This window comes from Sulfuricella sp., assembly GCA_041651995.1.
In the GTDB taxonomy this organism is placed as follows: Bacteria; Pseudomonadota; Gammaproteobacteria; order Burkholderiales; family Sulfuricellaceae; genus Sulfurimicrobium.
On the sequence record JBAZID010000011.1, the window covers coordinates 32,187 to 48,503 of the forward strand.

General features: G+C 58.4%; 16 protein-coding genes. 8 read left to right on the forward strand and 8 right to left on the reverse strand.

Features of this window, described 5'->3' with window-relative positions:
- The first annotated feature begins 265 nt into the window (after positions 1–265).
- Together WC392_12425 and WC392_12430 are read left to right on the forward strand one after the other, a co-directional pair.
- On the forward strand, positions 266–631 hold the full coding sequence (locus tag WC392_12425; GenBank protein ID MFA5243170.1) for a P-II family nitrogen regulator: 366 nt from the start codon (positions 266–268) through the stop codon (positions 629–631).
- Entirely contained in the window at positions 624–974 is a 351-nt protein-coding gene (locus WC392_12430) for a hypothetical protein (protein ID MFA5243171.1), read from the forward strand. Before WC392_12425 ends, WC392_12430 begins: the two co-directional genes overlap by 8 nt.
- 61 nt (positions 975–1,035) lie before the next feature.
- Here WC392_12430 and mgtE read toward each other — a convergent pair whose 3' ends face one another.
- Complete coding sequence (gene mgtE, locus WC392_12435; GenBank protein ID MFA5243172.1) at positions 1,036–2,478, reverse strand: magnesium transporter; 1,443 nt, start codon at positions 2,476–2,478, stop codon at positions 1,036–1,038.
- Positions 2,479–2,543: 65 nt separating this feature from the next.
- A complete protein-coding gene (locus tag WC392_12440; protein ID MFA5243173.1) occupies positions 2,544–3,236 on the reverse strand; it encodes a YggS family pyridoxal phosphate-dependent enzyme in 693 nt (230 codons plus the stop codon).
- Between the two features lie 56 nt (positions 3,237–3,292).
- Between WC392_12440 and WC392_12445 the strand changes: the two genes are divergently transcribed.
- Both WC392_12445 and WC392_12450 read left to right on the forward strand, forming a co-directional pair.
- Complete coding sequence (locus WC392_12445) at positions 3,293–4,336, forward strand: type IV pilus twitching motility protein PilT (protein ID MFA5243174.1); 1,044 nt, start codon at positions 3,293–3,295, stop codon at positions 4,334–4,336.
- Positions 4,337–4,476: 140 nt separating this feature from the next.
- On the forward strand, positions 4,477–5,613 hold the full coding sequence (locus WC392_12450; protein MFA5243175.1) for a PilT/PilU family type 4a pilus ATPase: 1,137 nt from the start codon (positions 4,477–4,479) through the stop codon (positions 5,611–5,613).
- Between the two features lie 98 nt (positions 5,614–5,711).
- Here the strand turns inward: WC392_12450 and WC392_12455 are convergent, their stop codons facing one another.
- Positions 5,712–6,884, reverse strand: coding sequence for a THUMP domain-containing protein (locus WC392_12455; protein MFA5243176.1), 1,173 nt, complete (start codon positions 6,882–6,884; stop codon positions 5,712–5,714).
- A 147-nt stretch (positions 6,885–7,031) separates the two neighbouring features.
- Between WC392_12455 and WC392_12460 the strand changes: the two genes are divergently transcribed.
- Positions 7,032–8,678 (forward strand): AMP-binding protein, encoded by a 1,647-nt coding sequence (locus tag WC392_12460; GenBank protein MFA5243177.1) that lies wholly within the window; start codon positions 7,032–7,034, stop codon positions 8,676–8,678.
- A gap of 154 nt (positions 8,679–8,832) precedes the next feature.
- Here WC392_12460 and WC392_12465 read toward each other — a convergent pair whose 3' ends face one another.
- The gene (locus tag WC392_12465; GenBank protein ID MFA5243178.1) at positions 8,833–9,243 is read right to left on the reverse strand and encodes a CopD family protein; all 411 of its coding nucleotides are present in this window, start codon (positions 9,241–9,243) and stop codon (positions 8,833–8,835) included.
- 167 nt (positions 9,244–9,410) lie between these two features.
- On the opposite strand from WC392_12465, the gene WC392_12470 reads away from it, so the two are divergent.
- Complete coding sequence (locus tag WC392_12470) at positions 9,411–9,944, forward strand: TlpA disulfide reductase family protein (GenBank protein MFA5243179.1); 534 nt, start codon at positions 9,411–9,413, stop codon at positions 9,942–9,944.
- Positions 9,945–9,954: 10 nt separating this feature from the next.
- On the opposite strand, the gene WC392_12475 is transcribed toward WC392_12470, so the two are convergent.
- From WC392_12475 to WC392_12490, 4 genes are read right to left on the reverse strand one after another with little or no spacing between them, the layout of a single operon-like run.
- Complete coding sequence (locus tag WC392_12475) at positions 9,955–10,494, reverse strand: DinB family protein (GenBank protein ID MFA5243180.1); 540 nt, start codon at positions 10,492–10,494, stop codon at positions 9,955–9,957.
- Positions 10,495–10,546: 52 nt separating this feature from the next.
- Positions 10,547–11,050 (reverse strand): TlpA disulfide reductase family protein, encoded by a 504-nt coding sequence (locus WC392_12480; GenBank protein ID MFA5243181.1) that lies wholly within the window; start codon positions 11,048–11,050, stop codon positions 10,547–10,549.
- Positions 11,050–11,718 carry a nucleotidyltransferase family protein gene (locus tag WC392_12485; GenBank protein MFA5243182.1) on the reverse strand — a complete coding sequence of 223 codons (669 nt, stop codon included), beginning with the start codon at positions 11,716–11,718 and terminating at the stop codon, positions 11,050–11,052. Before WC392_12485 ends, WC392_12480 begins: the two co-directional genes overlap by 1 nt.
- A gap of 5 nt (positions 11,719–11,723) precedes the next feature.
- Positions 11,724–12,716 (reverse strand): phosphotransferase, encoded by a 993-nt coding sequence (locus WC392_12490; GenBank protein MFA5243183.1) that lies wholly within the window; start codon positions 12,714–12,716, stop codon positions 11,724–11,726.
- Between the two features lie 65 nt (positions 12,717–12,781).
- Here WC392_12490 and WC392_12495 point away from each other — a divergent pair, with 65 nt between their 5' ends.
- Together WC392_12495 and WC392_12500 are read left to right on the forward strand one after the other, a co-directional pair.
- On the forward strand, positions 12,782–14,998 hold the full coding sequence (locus WC392_12495; GenBank protein MFA5243184.1) for an LPS-assembly protein LptD: 2,217 nt from the start codon (positions 12,782–12,784) through the stop codon (positions 14,996–14,998).
- Positions 14,985–16,307 carry a peptidylprolyl isomerase gene (locus tag WC392_12500; protein MFA5243185.1) on the forward strand — a complete coding sequence of 441 codons (1,323 nt, stop codon included), beginning with the start codon at positions 14,985–14,987 and terminating at the stop codon, positions 16,305–16,307. Before WC392_12495 ends, WC392_12500 begins: the two co-directional genes overlap by 14 nt.
- The last annotated feature ends 10 nt before the right edge of the window (positions 16,308–16,317 follow it).

Consider the following 16,317-nt stretch of genomic DNA (forward strand, 5'->3'; position numbering starts at 1 on the left):
AGCAATTAACCACGGAGTTCACGGAGCACACGGAGTAAAAACCATAGATTGCATGATATTTGGCATTCACCCGTTGGGTGAGGCCATAAATGACCGCAAACTGCCTTTCTCCGTGCCCTCCGTGCCCTCCGTGGTTATCGAACTGAGGTTTCTAGGTTAAATGCATGGGCATGCAGGAGCGCCGCCCCCGGCGCGAATTTGGCCGCAAATCGCGGCGAGGGCGCCGCTCCCACAGCGGTGTTTTGTCACAAATGGATAATCACGGATGAATGAAGACATCATTGTATTGACCGATGTCGTGCTGATTACCGTCATCGTCCAGCGTGGCGTGGCGGATACGGTGGTGCAGGCCGCCCAGAAGGCCGGGGCGCAGGGCGCGACGATTTTCTATGCGCGCGGCACCGGGGTGCGCCAGCGCCACCTGGGCGTGCTTGGCGTGGCGGTCAATGCGGAAAAGGAAGTGGTGTATATCGTGGCTTCCACTGACCAGGCCGACCGGATTTTCGAACGGATATTCGTTGCCGCCAAGCTCGATACGCCCGGCATGGGAATGATTTACATGACCCATCTGGAAAAAATGGCAACGCATGTGCCGCATGATCTGGTTGCCCGGATTGCCAGCCATGAGTGATGCCGGTTTGCTGCAATCTTACAAGGTGATCACCTGTTTCCTGCCTGCGGGCAAGGGCAAGGAGGTGCTCGATGATCTGCGCAAGCAAAAAGGGGTGTACAGCGGCTTTGTGCATCACGCACGAGGCGCGGGTGTCGACAGCAGGCGCGGCAATAATGCGCCGTTCTATGTGGAACGAGAGGTGATCACCGTGCTGGCGCCAGTGGCGCAGGCGGATGAGGTATTTGAATTTCTTTATTTCAATGCGGGCCTCGATCAGCCGCACGCCGGCATGGTGCTGATGGAAAAGGCGATTCGCGGGATGATGTGCAATCTTACCCCGGAAATGGTGGATGAAGGCTGAGCCGCACCCGGCATCGGGGCAACCCGGCGGTTCTTTTGGCTGCGACAAGCGCAACAATGCGCTACAGCAGGAATAGGGTGGCGAGGCCGAGGAAAATGAAGAAGCCCCCGCTATCGGTGACGGCGGTAATCAGCACGCTTGACCCCACAGCGGGGTCGCGCCCGAATTTGTGCATCGCCAGGGGGATGAAAACGCCCATGCTGGCCGCCAGCAGCAGGTTGAGAATCATGGCGCCAGTCATGACCGCGCCCAGTGCCGCATTCTGGTACAGGGCGTAGGCCAGCAGGCCAAGGATGGAGCCCCAGATCAGGCCGTTGACCAGGCTGACGCCAATTTCCTTGATAAACAGTTTACGCATGCTGCTGGGGTGGATTTGCCCCAGCGCCAGGCCGCGCACGATCATGGTAATAGTCTGGTTGCCGGAGTTTCCGCCAATGCCCGCGACAATGGGCATCAGCGCCGCGAGGGCGACAATTTTCTCGATCGAGCCTTCGAACACGCCGATCACCCGCGAGGCGATAAAGGCGGTCACCAGATTGATGGCCAGCCAGGTCCAGCGGTTTTGCATGGATTTCCATACCGAGGCGAACATGTCTTCCTCTTCGCGCAAGCCGGCCATGGCAAGTACATCGCTCTCCGCCTCTTCGCGGATGAAGTCCATCACTTCGTCAACGGTCAGGCGCCCCACCAGCTTGTTGTAGGAATTCACCACCGGCGCCGTCACCAAATCATAGCGCTCGAAGGCGGACGCGGCATCGCTTGCCTTGTCGTTGCCGTTGAAAACCACCGGGACGTCCGACATGGCTGCCGAGACCAGCGCTTCCGGGTTGTGCAGCAAAAGGCGTTTCAGGGGCAGTATGCCGCGCAGCTTTTCCTTGTTGTCCACGACGAACAGTTTGTCGGTATGGCTGGGCAGTTCGCCAAGTTTGCGCAAATCCGCCAGCACCTGCTCCAGGCTGATGTCTTCGCGTATGGTGACCATGTCGAAATCCATCAGCGAACCCACGGTGCCTTCCGAATAGGACAGGGCTGATTGCAGTTGAGCCTGTTCTTCCTTGTCCAGCGATTTGAACAGCTCTTCGATCACTTCGCGCGGCAGGTCGGCGGCAAGGTCGGCGATCTCGTCGGTATCCAGCTGTTCCGCCGCAGCCCGCAATTCGGCGGTGTCCATGGTGGCGATGAGCGATTCGCGAACCGCGTCCGATACTTCCAGCAGGATGTCGCCGTCGCGGTCCGCCCGCACGAGTTCCCAAACCACCAGCCGCTGATCGAGCGGCAGCGCTTCGAGAATGTAGGCGACGTCGGCTGGGTGCAGTGCGTCCAGCGTATTCTGCAATTCCGCCAGATTCTGCTTGTGCACCAGTTGCTGCACCAGATCGTGGCGCGGCATATCCTGCTTGTTCACCAGCGACTCCACCAGCTCATGTTTGTGCAAAAGCTCGACCACGCGCTTCAGGCTTTCCTGAACGCTTTCGCGCGGGGCGTTTTGGTGGCTATCTGACATGGCGGGTTCGGCTGCTTATGGCAATGAAGGGGTTATTATAGTGGTGGCACTGGCTAAGGTTCTATCTATCTGCGCATATTCCGGGCGCCGAATATCGCCGTTCCTATCCTGACGATGGTGGCGCCTTCGGCAATCGCGGCTTCCAGATCATTTGACATGCCCATGGACAGGGTGTCGAGCTGGAAGTTCTTGCGATTCAGCTGGTCGAGCAATTCGCGCACTGCCCGGAATTGCTGGCGTTGCAAAGCGGCATTTTCCGTCGCTGCGGGAATGGCCATCAGCCCGCGCAGTTGCAGGCGCGGCAAGGTGCGTACATGGGCTGCCAGGGCTTCCAGCTCCTGTGGGGCAACCCCGCCTTTGCTGGCCTCGCCGCTTACGTTGACTTCCAGACACACTTGCAGCGGGGGGAGTTGCGCGGGTCTGGCGAAGGACAGGCGGTCGGCGGTTTTTTCCCGGTCCACGCTGTGCACCCAGCTGAAATGTTCGGCAACCAGGCGTGTCTTGTTGCTCTGCAAGGGGCCGATGAAATGCCATTCCAGCGGCAAATCGGAGAGCGCCGCGATTTTGCCCACGGCTTCCTGCACGTAACTCTCGCCGAACGCGTTTTGCCCGGCCCGGAAAGCCTCCCGTACTGCTTCCGCGGGAAAGGTTTTGCTGACCGCAAGCAGACGGATGTCCTGTGGTACTCTTCCTGCCCGCAAGGCCGTGCTTTCAATGCGCTGTTTAACGGCTTGCAAGGCGCTTATGATTGTTGTCATAATGACCTTATTCTATTCGGTCATGCGGTCATGTGGCCGCACTTGGGGGATTATAAATGGAAATCTCGGATCTACTCGCCTTCTCGGTCAAGAACAAGGCCTCCGACCTGCACCTCTCCGCGGGACTGCCCCCGATGATCCGCGTCAACGGCGATGTCCGGCGCATCAACGTCGATTCGCTGGATCACAAGGGCGTGCATGGCATGGTGTACGACATCATGAACGACGGCCAGCGCAAGTTCTACGAGGAAAACCTCGAGGTCGATTTTTCCTTCGAGATTCCCGGCCTGGCCCGCTTCCGCGTCAATGCCTACAACCAGAACCGGGGTGCGGCAGCGGTCTTCCGTACCATTCCCTCCAAGGTGCTGACGCTCGAACAGCTCAATTGTCCGCCCATCTTCAAGGACATCGCTGACCAGCCGCGCGGTATCGTGCTCGTGACCGGGCCAACCGGTTCCGGCAAGTCCACCACCCTGGCGGCGATGATCAACCACATCAACGAAAACGAGTACGGCCACATCCTGACGGTGGAAGACCCGATCGAATTCGTGCATGAAAGCAAGCGTTGCCTGATCAACCAGCGCGAAGTCGGGCCGCATACCCTGTCATTTTCCAATGCACTGCGCTCGGCGCTGCGTGAAGACCCGGACATCATCCTGGTGGGTGAGATGCGCGACCTGGAAACGATCCGACTGGCCCTGACCGCGGCCGAAACCGGCCACCTGGTGTTTGGTACCCTGCATACCAGCTCTGCGGCCAAGACCATCGACCGGATCATCGACGTGTTCCCTGCCGCGGAAAAGGAAATGGTGCGTTCCATGCTGTCCGAATCGCTGCGCGCGGTCATTGCCCAGACCCTGCTGAAAACCAAGGATGGCAGTGGAAGGGTTGCCGCGCATGAAATCATGGTCGGCACGCCGGCGATCCGCAACCTGATCCGTGAAAACAAGATCGCCCAGATGTATTCCGCCATCCAGACCGGCCAGAACCTCGGCATGCAGACGCTCGACCAGTGCCTGACCGATCTGGTGCGACGCAATGTCGTGGCGCCGAACGAAGCCCGCACCAAGGCCATGAACAAAGACAGTTTCGGCGGCTGATAACCAGAATCACAAAGCGATCCCGCGCCCCTCTTCTCGCCGGATTGAGCGGCTTTGCCGCCAATCCCGGCGGGGACACTCCTTCCGGGTGCTCCCCCGGGAGAGAGCAGGGAGAGAGGGTTCGATAAAGAGGACAAAATATGGAACGCGAACAGGCACAGAAATTCATGCACGATCTGCTGCGGCTGATGCTCAGCAAGAAGGCATCCGACCTGTTTATCACTGCCGGTTTTCCGCCTGCCATCAAGGTCGATGGCAAGGTGACGCCGGTATCCAACCAGACCCTGACGCCTGCGCATACGCAGGAACTGGCGATGGCGATCATGAACAGCAAACAGGCTTCCGAGTTCGAGTCCACCAAGGAATGCAACTTCGCCATCAGCCCGCCGGATATCGGCCGTTTCCGGGTTAACGCTTTTGTGCAGCAGTCGCGCGTGGGGCTTGTCCTGCGCACCATCACGGCCAAGATTCCGAAATTCGAGGAGCTTGGCCTGCCCGAAGTGCTCAAGGATGTTGCCATGACCAAGCGCGGTCTGGTGATTTTCGTCGGCGGCACGGGCTCCGGTAAATCCACCTCGCTGGCGGCGATGGTGGGTTACCGTAACGAAAATAGCTTTGGTCACATCATCACCATCGAGGACCCGGTGGAATATGTGCACGACCACAAGAACTGCATCGTGACCCAGCGCGAGGTCGGCGTGGATACCGATAACTGGTTTGCTGCGCTGAAAAATACCCTGCGCCAGGCGCCGGATGTGATCCTGATCGGCGAGATCCGCGACCGCGAAACCATGGATTACGCCATTGCTTTCGCCGAGACCGGCCACCTGTGCCTCTCCACTCTGCATGCCAACAGCACCAACCAGGCACTGGACCGGATTATCAACTTTTTCCCGGAAGAGCGGCGTGACCAGTTGCTGATGGATTTGTCCCTCAACCTCAAGGCCTTTGTTTCGCAACGCCTGATCCCGATGAAAGAGGGCAAGGGCCGTGCCGCCGCGATCGAGATCATGCTCAATTCACCGCTGATCTCGGACCTGATTTTCAAGGGGGATGTGCACGAGATCAAGGATGTCATGAGCCGCTCGCGCGAACTGGGCATGCAGACTTTCGACCAGTCGCTGTTCACTTTGTATGAGGAAGGCCTGATCAGCTACGAGGACGCCTTGCGCAACGCGGATTCGGTCAACGACCTGCGCCTCAAGATCAAGCTGCATGGGCAGGAGTCCAAGGACAAGGATCTCATGTCTGGTATCGATCATCTTGGCATCGTGTAAATCAGGTGAGGGGTTAGAGGTGAGGGGTGAGGCGGAAAGTCAAACCCCCAAGCATGCACCGAACCTGGGTTTGCCCCTCACCCCTCACCCCTCACCCCTCACCCCTCACCCCTATCGTTCACCGGTTTCTCCCGCCGCATTCCTCCCGCGACCATCTTGTATTCGAACAGGCGGCATTCCAGCGGGCCGTTGAAAAGCGGTATGCGACGTGACGCGGAAAGCCGGATCAGCTTCGCCAGGCGGAAATCAGCGGTGAAAAAATAGGCGCGCCAGCCGGTGAATCGCTGCTTCAATGCATGGCCCAGTTCCGGGTACATGGCGGCCAGTTCTTCCTGTTCGCCGATTCTCACGCCGTAGGGCGGGTTGGTCACCAGCACGCCTTCTGGTGCGGGTGCAGGCATTTCCAGCAGATTGCCTTGCTTGAGTTGTACTGCATCCAGCAGACCGGCGGTTTCAAGGTTCTCGCGCGCCACTTTCAGCACGTCGCCATATAAATCGCTGCCGTAAATATGGCAGAACTGTACCGGCTTGCGTCGTGCCTCGGCATCCTGGCGCAGTTTTGCCCAGGCCTGGGCATCGAAGCGATGCAGTTTGCTGAAGGCGAATTCGCGTCCCAGGCCAGGGGCGATGTCGAGTGCCATTTGCGCCGCTTCCATGAGGAAAGTGCCGCTGCCGCACATTGGATCGAGTAAGGTTTCACCCGGCTTCCAGCCTGAGAGGTGCAGAATGCCTGCCGCAAGATTTTCGCGCAGCGGGGCTTCCACGGATGAACGGCGCAGGCCGCGCTTGAATAGCGCCGGGCCGGAGGTGTCGAGGTAAAGTGCAAAATTTTCCTCTTCGAGAAAGGCGTGGATGCGCAGATCCGGCTCATGAGTGTCTATGCTTGGCCGTTCGCCGGTCTGGTCGCGGAACTTGTCGCAAACCGCATCCTTGATTTTCAGGGTGATGAAGTCCAGGCTTTGCAGGGGGCAGCGCTTGGCGCTGACCTTGACCATGATGGTGCATGTTCTGTCGAACCAGTCCTGCCAGGGCAGCGCGTAGGCAGCCTTGTAAATGTCTTCCTCTCGGCGGTAGCGGCCACTGTCCAGGCGCCACAGGATGCGGCTGGCGATGCGGCTTTCCAGGTTGGCGCGGTAGCACAATTCGAATGGCCCGCTGAATCCGGCACCGCCGTCAGTGGCTTGCACCCCGGATGCGCCAAGCGCTTCCAGTTCGGCTGCCAGCGCGCTTTCAAGTCCACGTGGACAAGGGGCAAAAAAATGTTCAGACATGATGCGAAAATCTGGTGATGAAGGAAACAGGAATATACACTATCCAGCTGCCTGTGATTTCAAGGACGATGCAACCACGGGACACACGGGGAGCACGGGGAAAACTTATTGCTTCTTACCCCCGTGTACCCCGTGGTAAAAAGCTTTATGAATTTAGCTCAACTACTCGCCCAACATCTTTCCACGCCGGACCGGATTCTCTACAGCCAGTTCGAGGAAGGCGCATGGCGCGATTACTCTGCGGCTGAGGTGGTCCGGTTAGCCGCGCGCTGGCAGCAGGCGCTGCGCCGGGAAGGTTTGCTGGCCGGTGACCGGGTGGCGCTGTGCCTGAAAAACGGCGTGAACTGGGTGGCGCTGGATATGGCTGCCCTGGGGCTGGGGCTGGTGGTGGTGCCGCTGTATCTGGATGATAACGCTGAAAACATGGCCTGGTGCCTGCGCGATTCGGGCGCGCGTTTTCTGGTGCTGGAGAACGCGCGCCAGTTTCAGGCGCTGCAGGCATGTGCATCCGAATTGCCGCCTGTCGTATGCGTGCTGGATGGGGCGGCAGGTGGCATTGCGCTGGCAAACTGGCTGCCGCCCGCGGCTACGCCGGATTTCGAGGTTCAGGCGGTTGCACCAGAGGTGCTGGCCACCATTGTTTACACGTCTGGCACTTCCGGCCGTCCGAAAGGGGTCATGCTCTCGCATGGCAATATTCTGGCAAATGTTTCGGCCTCAAGCGAGGTGGTGCACCTGCATGGTGAAGACAGCCTGCTTTCCTTGTTGCCCCTGTCGCATATGTTCGAGCGCACTTGCGGCTATTACCTGCCGCTGGCGGCGGGCATCAGAGTGGCCTATGCGCGTGGCATCCAGCAGATCGGCGAGGACCTTGCTCATCACCGGCCCACGGTGATGATTGCAGTTCCCCGGGTGTTCGAGCGCTTTCTGGCGCGGCTGGAAAAATCGCTATCCGAATCCTTTGTAAAGCGGGTCCTGTTCCGCCTTACCGTTCATCTCGGCTGGCGCCGTTTCAAGGGCCGGGCCGGCCGGCTGGAAAAAATGCTGTATGCCCTGTTGCACCATATGGTGGCCAGGCCGGTTCTGATACGCCTGGGCGGGCGCCTGGCCCTTGCCGTGGTGGGCGGGGCAAAGGTGGAGTTGCGCATTGCACGCACGTTCATTGGGCTTGGGCTCAACATGATTCAAGGTTACGGCCTTACCGAGGCGGCGCCAGTGGTGGCGGCAAATCGTGAATGGGACAATGATCCGGTAACCGTTGGCGCGCCGCTGTCACAGGTCGAAACCTGCATCAACGCAGCGGGTGAACTGCTGGTACGCGGACCCTCTGTCATGCTGGGCTACTGGAACAATCCGGAAGAGACAGCAAAAATTCTTGCTGCCGATGGCTGGCTCAATACCGGCGATCTGGCCGAAATGCAGGATGGCAAGATCATCATCAGGGGGCGCAGCAAGGATATTCTGGTGCTTTCCAACGGCGAGAAAGCATCGCCCCAGGATGTGGAAATTGCCATTCTTGATGATCCGCTGTTTGAGCAGGTGATGCTGGTTGGCGAAGGGAAACCTTTCTTTTCCTTGCTGGCCGTTACCCAGGAGGAGGATGAGAAAATTCTCGTCCGGCGCGCCAACGCCCGATTGAAAGCCTTTCCCCGCTACGTGAGAGTGCGCCGTGTGATTGCTGTCAAGGAGCCATGGACGATAGAGAACGGGCTTCTCACGCCGACCCAGAAAGTCCGGCGCAGCGCGGTAGAGGCGCGCTACGGGGAGCTAATCAAGCAGCTCTATCAGACCTGACAAGCACGGGTGGCGGAATCCGTTCGTTAAACCCGGATTGTCCATTGGAATGCTTGTGCATGTAGGAGCGGCGCCCTCGCCGCGAATGCAATCGCAAATCGCGGCGAGGGCGCCGCTCCTACAGCAATGTTTTGACTTAAATGGATTGTCTCGGTTAAAACGGCTTGACCACCACCAGAATCACCGATGCGCTCAGTATCAGCACGGGTAATTCGTTGAACCAGCGGTAGAAGACATGGCTGCGGCGATTGCGCTGCCGGGCAAAATCCTCCACCAGCTTGCCGCAGTAGAGGTGGTAAATGATCAGAACCACCACCAGCGCCAGCTTGGCATACAGCCAGCCGCCACTGAATCCATAACCCAGCCACAGCCAGGTGCCGAGTGTCAGCGCCAGAATGGCCAGCGGGGTCATGAAGCGGTACAGCTTGCGCTCCATCAGGGTCAGGCGCTCTGCTGTTGCGGCATCCACGTCCATGGCGTGATTCACGAACAGCCTGGGAAGATAGAACAGTCCGGCAAACCAGGAAACAATAAAAATGATGTGGAAGGCTTTAATCCAGAGCATGGGGGGTATGCGCTTGTGCGGTAAGATGGGGGCAAATTATACGCCCTGATGGTTTACATGTTCCAAACCCGCCTCTTGATTATTGAATCCGACTTGCTGACAGCTCTGGCAGTGCCGCTGCCATCATTCGTGCTGATGCCTGATTCCTGCCTCAAGCAGGTTTTGTTGTGAAAAGTTGGCGTACATTTTTCACGGCCAGAAAATGGCGCCCGGATGTCTGGACCCTGTTGCTGCTCGGTGCCATTGTTTACGTGTGGTTTCGGCCACCGGCCTGGGTCAGCGATCTCGATCAGCCGGTCCCCGCACTGCAGGTCCATTTGCTGGACGGAAGCGTGGCGAGCATGGAGCATTTGCGCGGCAAGGTGGTGCTGGTGAATTTCTGGGCAACCTGGTGTCCATATTGCCGCCATGAAATGCCGGCGATGGAGGCGTTCTATCTTGATTATCGTGCTCAGGGGTTCGAGATCCTGGCTTTGAGCCAGGATGATGATGCGGCCACAGTGGCTGATTTCATGGCCAGAGAGAACTATCACTTCCCGGTGGCGATGGGGGATGCGTCAAGCGCCGCGGCATTTGGCGGGGTGAGCCGTCTGCCGACATCTTTCGTGATCGACAAACGGGGCGTGGTGCGTCACAAGGTCAGCGGCCAGGTTCATTATGCCCGGCTCAAGGCGCTGGTCGAACCCTTGCTGGCAGAGTGACTATTGATATTCAGGGCTTGTTGCCCGAGCGCAGGTTTTCCAGACTCTTTTCCATTTCGCGTTTGTAGAAAATAAAGTCTATCTGCGGGGCTGGCGCGCCAAGGCGCACAATCACGGCGGTGATCTGGCCGCGCAGGTGGGCGGCGTGGGTCATGATGTGGGTGAGCGCATCGCGTACCCAGATCTGTTGGGGTTGGCCCTGCGTGTTGATATAGCTTATCTGCTCGTCAAAGAAGTCTTCCGGCTGTGCTTCCAGCCAGCGTTGCATTTCACGTAACTCGAGCCGGAGCGCGTTCTTGAGTTCTTTCCAGTCAGCCACATAAAGCTCTTCCCGGCCTGTGTCCAGGCTGCCGCCCTTGAGACGCAGCATCCAGTTGCGTGTCACCAGCAGGATGTGGTTGAGGGTTTTGTGGATGTTTTCGTACATCATGCCCTGATTTCCCTGGCGCGCTGCTTCGTCGAGTACGTCTACTGTCGCGAACAGGGCGTCGTTGGCCCAGTGCTGGTAATCGGCCTGGTAAACGAAATGCTTTTTCAACGTGGTCATCATGTGGCTTCTCCTGATTGGGCTTCCAGTCGCGTCAAACACGATCCGCGTTTGACTAATCAGAGGCTCCTAGCTGTTGTTCCAGTAGCGCGTGCAGTTTGACAAAATCCAGCTCACCCAGGGTTTGCTGGAGGATATGCCCATCCTTCCCGATAAGGAAGGTGGTAGGCGTGAGTTTAACCTGATTGAAGGCATGAGCCGCCTTGCCGTCTGTATCCAGCACAATGCTGAAAGGCAGGGCATTCCGGCGGGTGTAATTGCGCACATATTCCGGCGGATCGTAACTCATTGCCACAGCGATCACCTCCAGTCCGCGCTTGTTGTACTGGCGCCAGGTTTCAACCAGTTGAGGCATTTCCTTGATACATCCGGGGCAGCTGGTGGCCCAGAAGTTGACCAGTACCACCTTGCCGCGCAAGCTGTCGAGGGATATCTGCTGGCCTTCCAGTGTGGTCAGGGAAAGGGATGGCGCTGCCGGCTTCTGGGTCAGAGTGAGTGCTAACCACGCCAGCAGTGCCAAGATGCTGATGGTGATTAGAATGGGTTTCCTGGCCTGCATCAATTTTCCCTTATTTCCTGATCCAGCTCGGCAAGTCTCTGCGGCGTGCCCACGTCCACCCAGCGGCCATGATGGTGCATGCCCCCCACTTTGCCGCAGTCCATGGCTTCGCGCAATAGAGGTGCCAGTTTGGCTTTGCTTCCACGGGGAATGGCGCTGAACAGTTGCGGGCAATAGAGGCCAATGCCGCTGAAGGTGAGCAGGGGCATGCCCTGCGCGCGTATTTTTTCGCCATCCAGGAAAAAGTCGCCCGCGGGGTGGTGGGGCGGGTTATCCACCATGACCAGGCAGGCAGTCTGTTGATTCATCTGCGCTGCCTTGCGGCACAGCTTTCCATAGTCGAAATCGCAAAACACATCTCCGTTGACGACCAGGAAAGGCGCGTGGCCAAGCAGGGGCAGCGCATTTGCGATGCCGCCTGCGGTTTCGAGTGCTTCGGCTTCCGGGGAGTAGTGAATGCTTACGTTGTAGCGGCTGCCATCACCCAGAAAGTCCTCGATCTGGCTGCCGAGATGGGCATGGTTGATGACCAGTTCACGAATCCCGGCTTGGGCGAGATTCTCGATGTGCCATACGATCAGCGGCTTGCCACCGGCTTCCAGCAGCGGCTTGGGGGTAATGTCCGTGAGCGGGCGCATGCGCTCGCCGCGCCCGGCGGCAAGAATCATGGCCTTCAAAAACTGTATCCCACGGCTGCCTGGCGGTTTTCCAGTTCGTCCAGCAGGCGCAGCAGTGGGCCGAGGCCGCTGTAACGTTCGCACGCCTTGCGCAGGTAGGTCATGACCAGCGGCATGTCCTTGAGATAGCCGTCCTTGCCATCACGGTGGCAGAGCCGGGCAAAGATGCCCAGTACCTTGATGTGGCGCTGTACGCCCATCCATTCGAAATCGCGGTAGAAATCATGGAAATCCGTGTTCACCGGCAGGCCCGCTTTTCTGGCGCGTTCCCAGTAACGGATGCACCAGTCCAGAACGTGTTCTTCATCCCAGCGGATGTAGGCGTCCTTGAGCAGGGAGGCAAGGTCGTAGGTGATGGGGCCGTACACTGCGTCCTGAAAATCGAGCACGCCAGGGTTGGGGGCGGACTGCATCAGGTTGCGCGAGTGGTAATCGCGGTGGACGTAGACCTGGGGCTGCGCCAGGTTATTGAGCACGATGAGGGAGAAGCTGCGCTCCAGCACATCGCGCTGCGAACTGCTCAATTCGATCCGGGCGTGTTTGCCTGCATACCATTCCGGAAATAGCTGCAATTCGCGCCGCAGCAGTGCATCGTCATAGGCAGGCAGAATGCCTGGGCTGCTGGCGCACTGGATTTTGATCAGGGCGTCGATCGCATCCATGTAAAGGTTATCGGCATTGCTGTCGTCGATTGCCTCCAGGTAAGTGGTGTGCCCCAGATCGGAAAGCAGCAGAAAACCCTGCTGCTGGTTCTGGGCAATGATTTCCGGCACATGCACCCCGGCCCTTGCGAAAATCTGCGCCACATGCAGGAATGGGGCGCAATCTTCGTGCTGGGGCGGGGCATCCATGACAATATGGCTGGCGCCATTGGCCGTGACGCGGAAGTAGCGGCGAAAACTGGCGTCAGCCGACGCCGGTTCGATGCGCCAGCCGCCATCTGGAAATTGCTGCTGCAGCCAGTCTTGCATGAGTTCAGTGCGCGTCATTTGTGGATTTGCTTAATTCGTGAAATTGTGCGATTTTAGCACCTCTTCGAAGCACTCCAATAATAATGCGCACGCGCCTCCCTATTACCGTCATTGCCCTGCTGACCGTGCCTGTCGCACTTCATGCCGAAGACGGCGCACTTGAGTTGCGTCAGCAAACCACGCTCATTTCAGTCTTTCCGCAAGAAGAGCAGACGCCGGTCTTTCTTGATGCCGACCGCATGTCGGGGCAGCAGGATGTCGAGATCGAGGCGGAGGGCGAGGTTGAACTGCGCAAGCGGGGGCAGGTGGTGAATGCCGATCGCCTGACCTACCGCCAGGCGGACGACGAAGTTCATGCCCTGGGCAATGTGAGCATCGAACAGGAAGATTCGCTGGTGACCGGGCCGGAGCTCAGGATGAAGCTGGGTACGCACCAGGGTTACATGCGTCAGCCGGTTTATCAAATGACACAGCCTGATGCGCACGGAGCAGCCGGTAACCTGGAATTCGCCGGGAAAAACAAATACAACATTACGGATGGAACCTACACCACTTGCAGCCCGGATAATAATGACTGGTTCATGCGCAGCAACACCATGGAACTGGACCGCACTGTCCAGGTAGGAACGGCTTACCATGCCAGCGTGGTGTTCAAGGGCGTACCGATCCTCTATACGCCGTGGATGGAGTTTCCGCTCGACAATCAACGCAAGTCGGGTTTTTTGCCGCCCACTTTTGGCAGCAGCGACAAAAGCGGCGCCATGTTTTCTCTCCCTTATTACTGGAATATTGCACCCGGGCGGGATGCCACGCTGACGCCGCGCATTCTGAGCAGGCGCGGTCTGCAACTGCGCGGCGAGTACCGTTATCTGGATCAGCGCTATGCGGGCATAAGCAATCTCGAATTTCTGCCCAATGACAGCCTGAGCGGAACCGATCGTTACAATCTGTTGCTCAATCACCAGCAGTCGCTGGGCGCGGGCTGGTCGGGCGCGCTGAATATACAGAAGGTTTCGGACGACAATTATTTTCGCGACCTGAATAGTACGATCGCCACAACTTCCCAGGTCAACCTGCCGCGTGAGGGCACGCTGGCTTACAACGGTTATGGCCTGAGCTTCCTGACGCGGGTGCAGAGCTTCCAGACCCTGCAGGATCCGGAGGCGCCCATTACCCCGCCATACAGCCGCTTGCCGCAGATGCTGCTCAATGGTGTGTGGCGGAATTTTCCCGCAGTGGATCTGGGCCTGGCCAGCGAGTGGACGGATTTTAGCCATCCCACGCTGCTCAATGGCCAACGTTTTTCCTTCTATCCCAGCATCAGCCTGCCCTTGAATCAGAGCTTTGCCTTTGTCACACCCAAGATCGGGGTGCACCATACCCGCTATACGCTGACGGAAAACAATCCCGGTGGCGTGTCGGACCTGACCCGTACCCTGCCCATCCTCAGCCTTGATAGCGGACTTTTCATGGAACGGGATTGGGCTTTGCGCGGCAACGAATATTTGCAGACCCTGGAACCTCGGCTGTACTACCTTTACGTCCCCTATCAGGATCAAAGCCAGCTACCCAATTTCGACTCGGCGCTGGCGGATTTCAACTACGCGCAGATATTTTCGGAAAACCAGTTTATCGGCGGCGACCGGATCAATGACGCAAACCAGCTGACCGCCGCGCTGACATCCCGCCTGCTCGACCCGGCCTCCGGCCAGGAATGGATGCGCGCAACCATCGGCCAGCGCTATTACTTCAATGATCAGCAGGTGGTTTTGCCGGGCGGGGTCGCGCGCAGTGACAAGTCTTCCGATATCCTGGCCGCATTCAGCGGCCGGGTGACGCAAACCTGGAGCGTGGATACCGGGTTGCAGTACAACACTGGCCGGCAGCAATTCGAGAAGAGCAATATCGGCGTGCGCTACCAGCCTGAAGTGGGCAAGGTGCTTAATCTGGGCTACCGCTTTACCCGCGATGCGCTGGAGCAGGTGGATATTTCCTCCCAATGGCCAATACATGGCCGCTGGCATGGAGTGGGACGCTTAAATTTTTCCTTCCTCGACAACCGGCTTCTGGAGGGGCTGGCCGGGCTTGAATATAATGGCGGTTGCTGGGCGGCACGCGCGGTGATACACCAGTTTGCCACCGCCACTTCGGAGACCAGCAATTCGATTTTGTTCCAGCTTGAGTTGTTCGGCATGGGCAAAATCGGCTCCAATCCACTGGATATACTGAAACGGAACATTTCCGGATTTTCTCCGGCCCATCAACTTTCTTCACCGGCCACAACTTATGAACAGTACTAGAAAACAGCTGCTTTCCATCTATTTTGGCGTTTCCCTGCTGGGGGCCAGTGCGCTTTCCCCCGCCGCGGACACCGTGTCCGCCAGGGTGACCACGCTCGACCGCATCGTGGCGGTAGTGAACAGTGATGTCGTTACCCAGCTTGAACTCAATGAGCGTTTGCGCATGGTGACCCAACAGTTGCAGAAACAGGGGACGCCCCTGCCGCCGCGGGAAGTGCTGGAAAAGCAACTGCTGGAACGCGTCATCATGGAACGCGTACAGTTGCAGTTCGCGCAGGAGACCGGGGTCAAGGTGGACGACGCGCAACTCGAAACCGCCTTGCAGCGTATCGCGCAGGAGAATCGGCTCAGCCAGGAGCAGTTTCGCGCTGCCCTGGAAAAGGATGGCGTGGATTTCGGCAAATTCCGCGAGGAAATCCGCAAGGAAATCACCATGGCGCGCTTGCGGGAACGGGAGGTGGATAACCGCATCGCAGTAAGCGATGGGGAAGTGGAAAACTACCTGAGCTCGCGCAGCGAAGCATTGGGCGGAGGCAACGAGTTCAACCTGGCGCACATCCTGATCCGGGTGCCGGAACAGGCAAGCCCGGAACAGTTGCAGAAATACAAGGCAAAGGCGCAGCAGGCGCAGGATGAGCTGCGGGCAGGCAAGGATTTCAGGCAGGTTGCCGCCAGCTACTCCGATGCGGCCGATGCGATTCAGGGTGGCGTCCTCGGCTGGCGTCCTGCCGGCCAGTTGCCCGCCCTGTTCGTGGAGGCGCTGGAGGCGCTGAAAACCGGCGATAGCAGCCAGGTGCTGCGCAGCCCGAACGGTTTTCATATTCTGAAGCTACTCGACAAGCGCGGCAAGGATGCGCCTTTCGTGGTGCAGCAGACCCGCGCCCGCCATATTCTGATCAAGGTAAATGAAGTCATGTCCGAGCTGGACGCCAAAAATCGCGCCCTGCAAATCAGGGAGCGCGTGGACAATGGAGCCGATTTTGCCGAACAGGCGCGGCTTCACTCCGAAGATGGATCGGCCAGTCGTGGCGGCGACTTGAACTGGTTATCTCCCGGCGATACGGTGCCGGAGTTCGAGAAGGCCATGAATGCCCTCAAGCTGGGTGCTTTGTCCGAGCCGGTGCGTTCTCCTTTCGGCTGGCATCTGATTCAGGTGCAGGAACGCCGCGACGAAGATGTCAGCAAGGAGCGCAAACGCCTGCAGGCTCGCCAGGAAATTCGCGCCCGCAAGGCCGATGAGGCCTATCAGGAATGGCTGCGCCAGTTGCGTGACCGGGCTTATGTCGAGTACCGGCTGGAAGAGAAATAAAGACATTCCG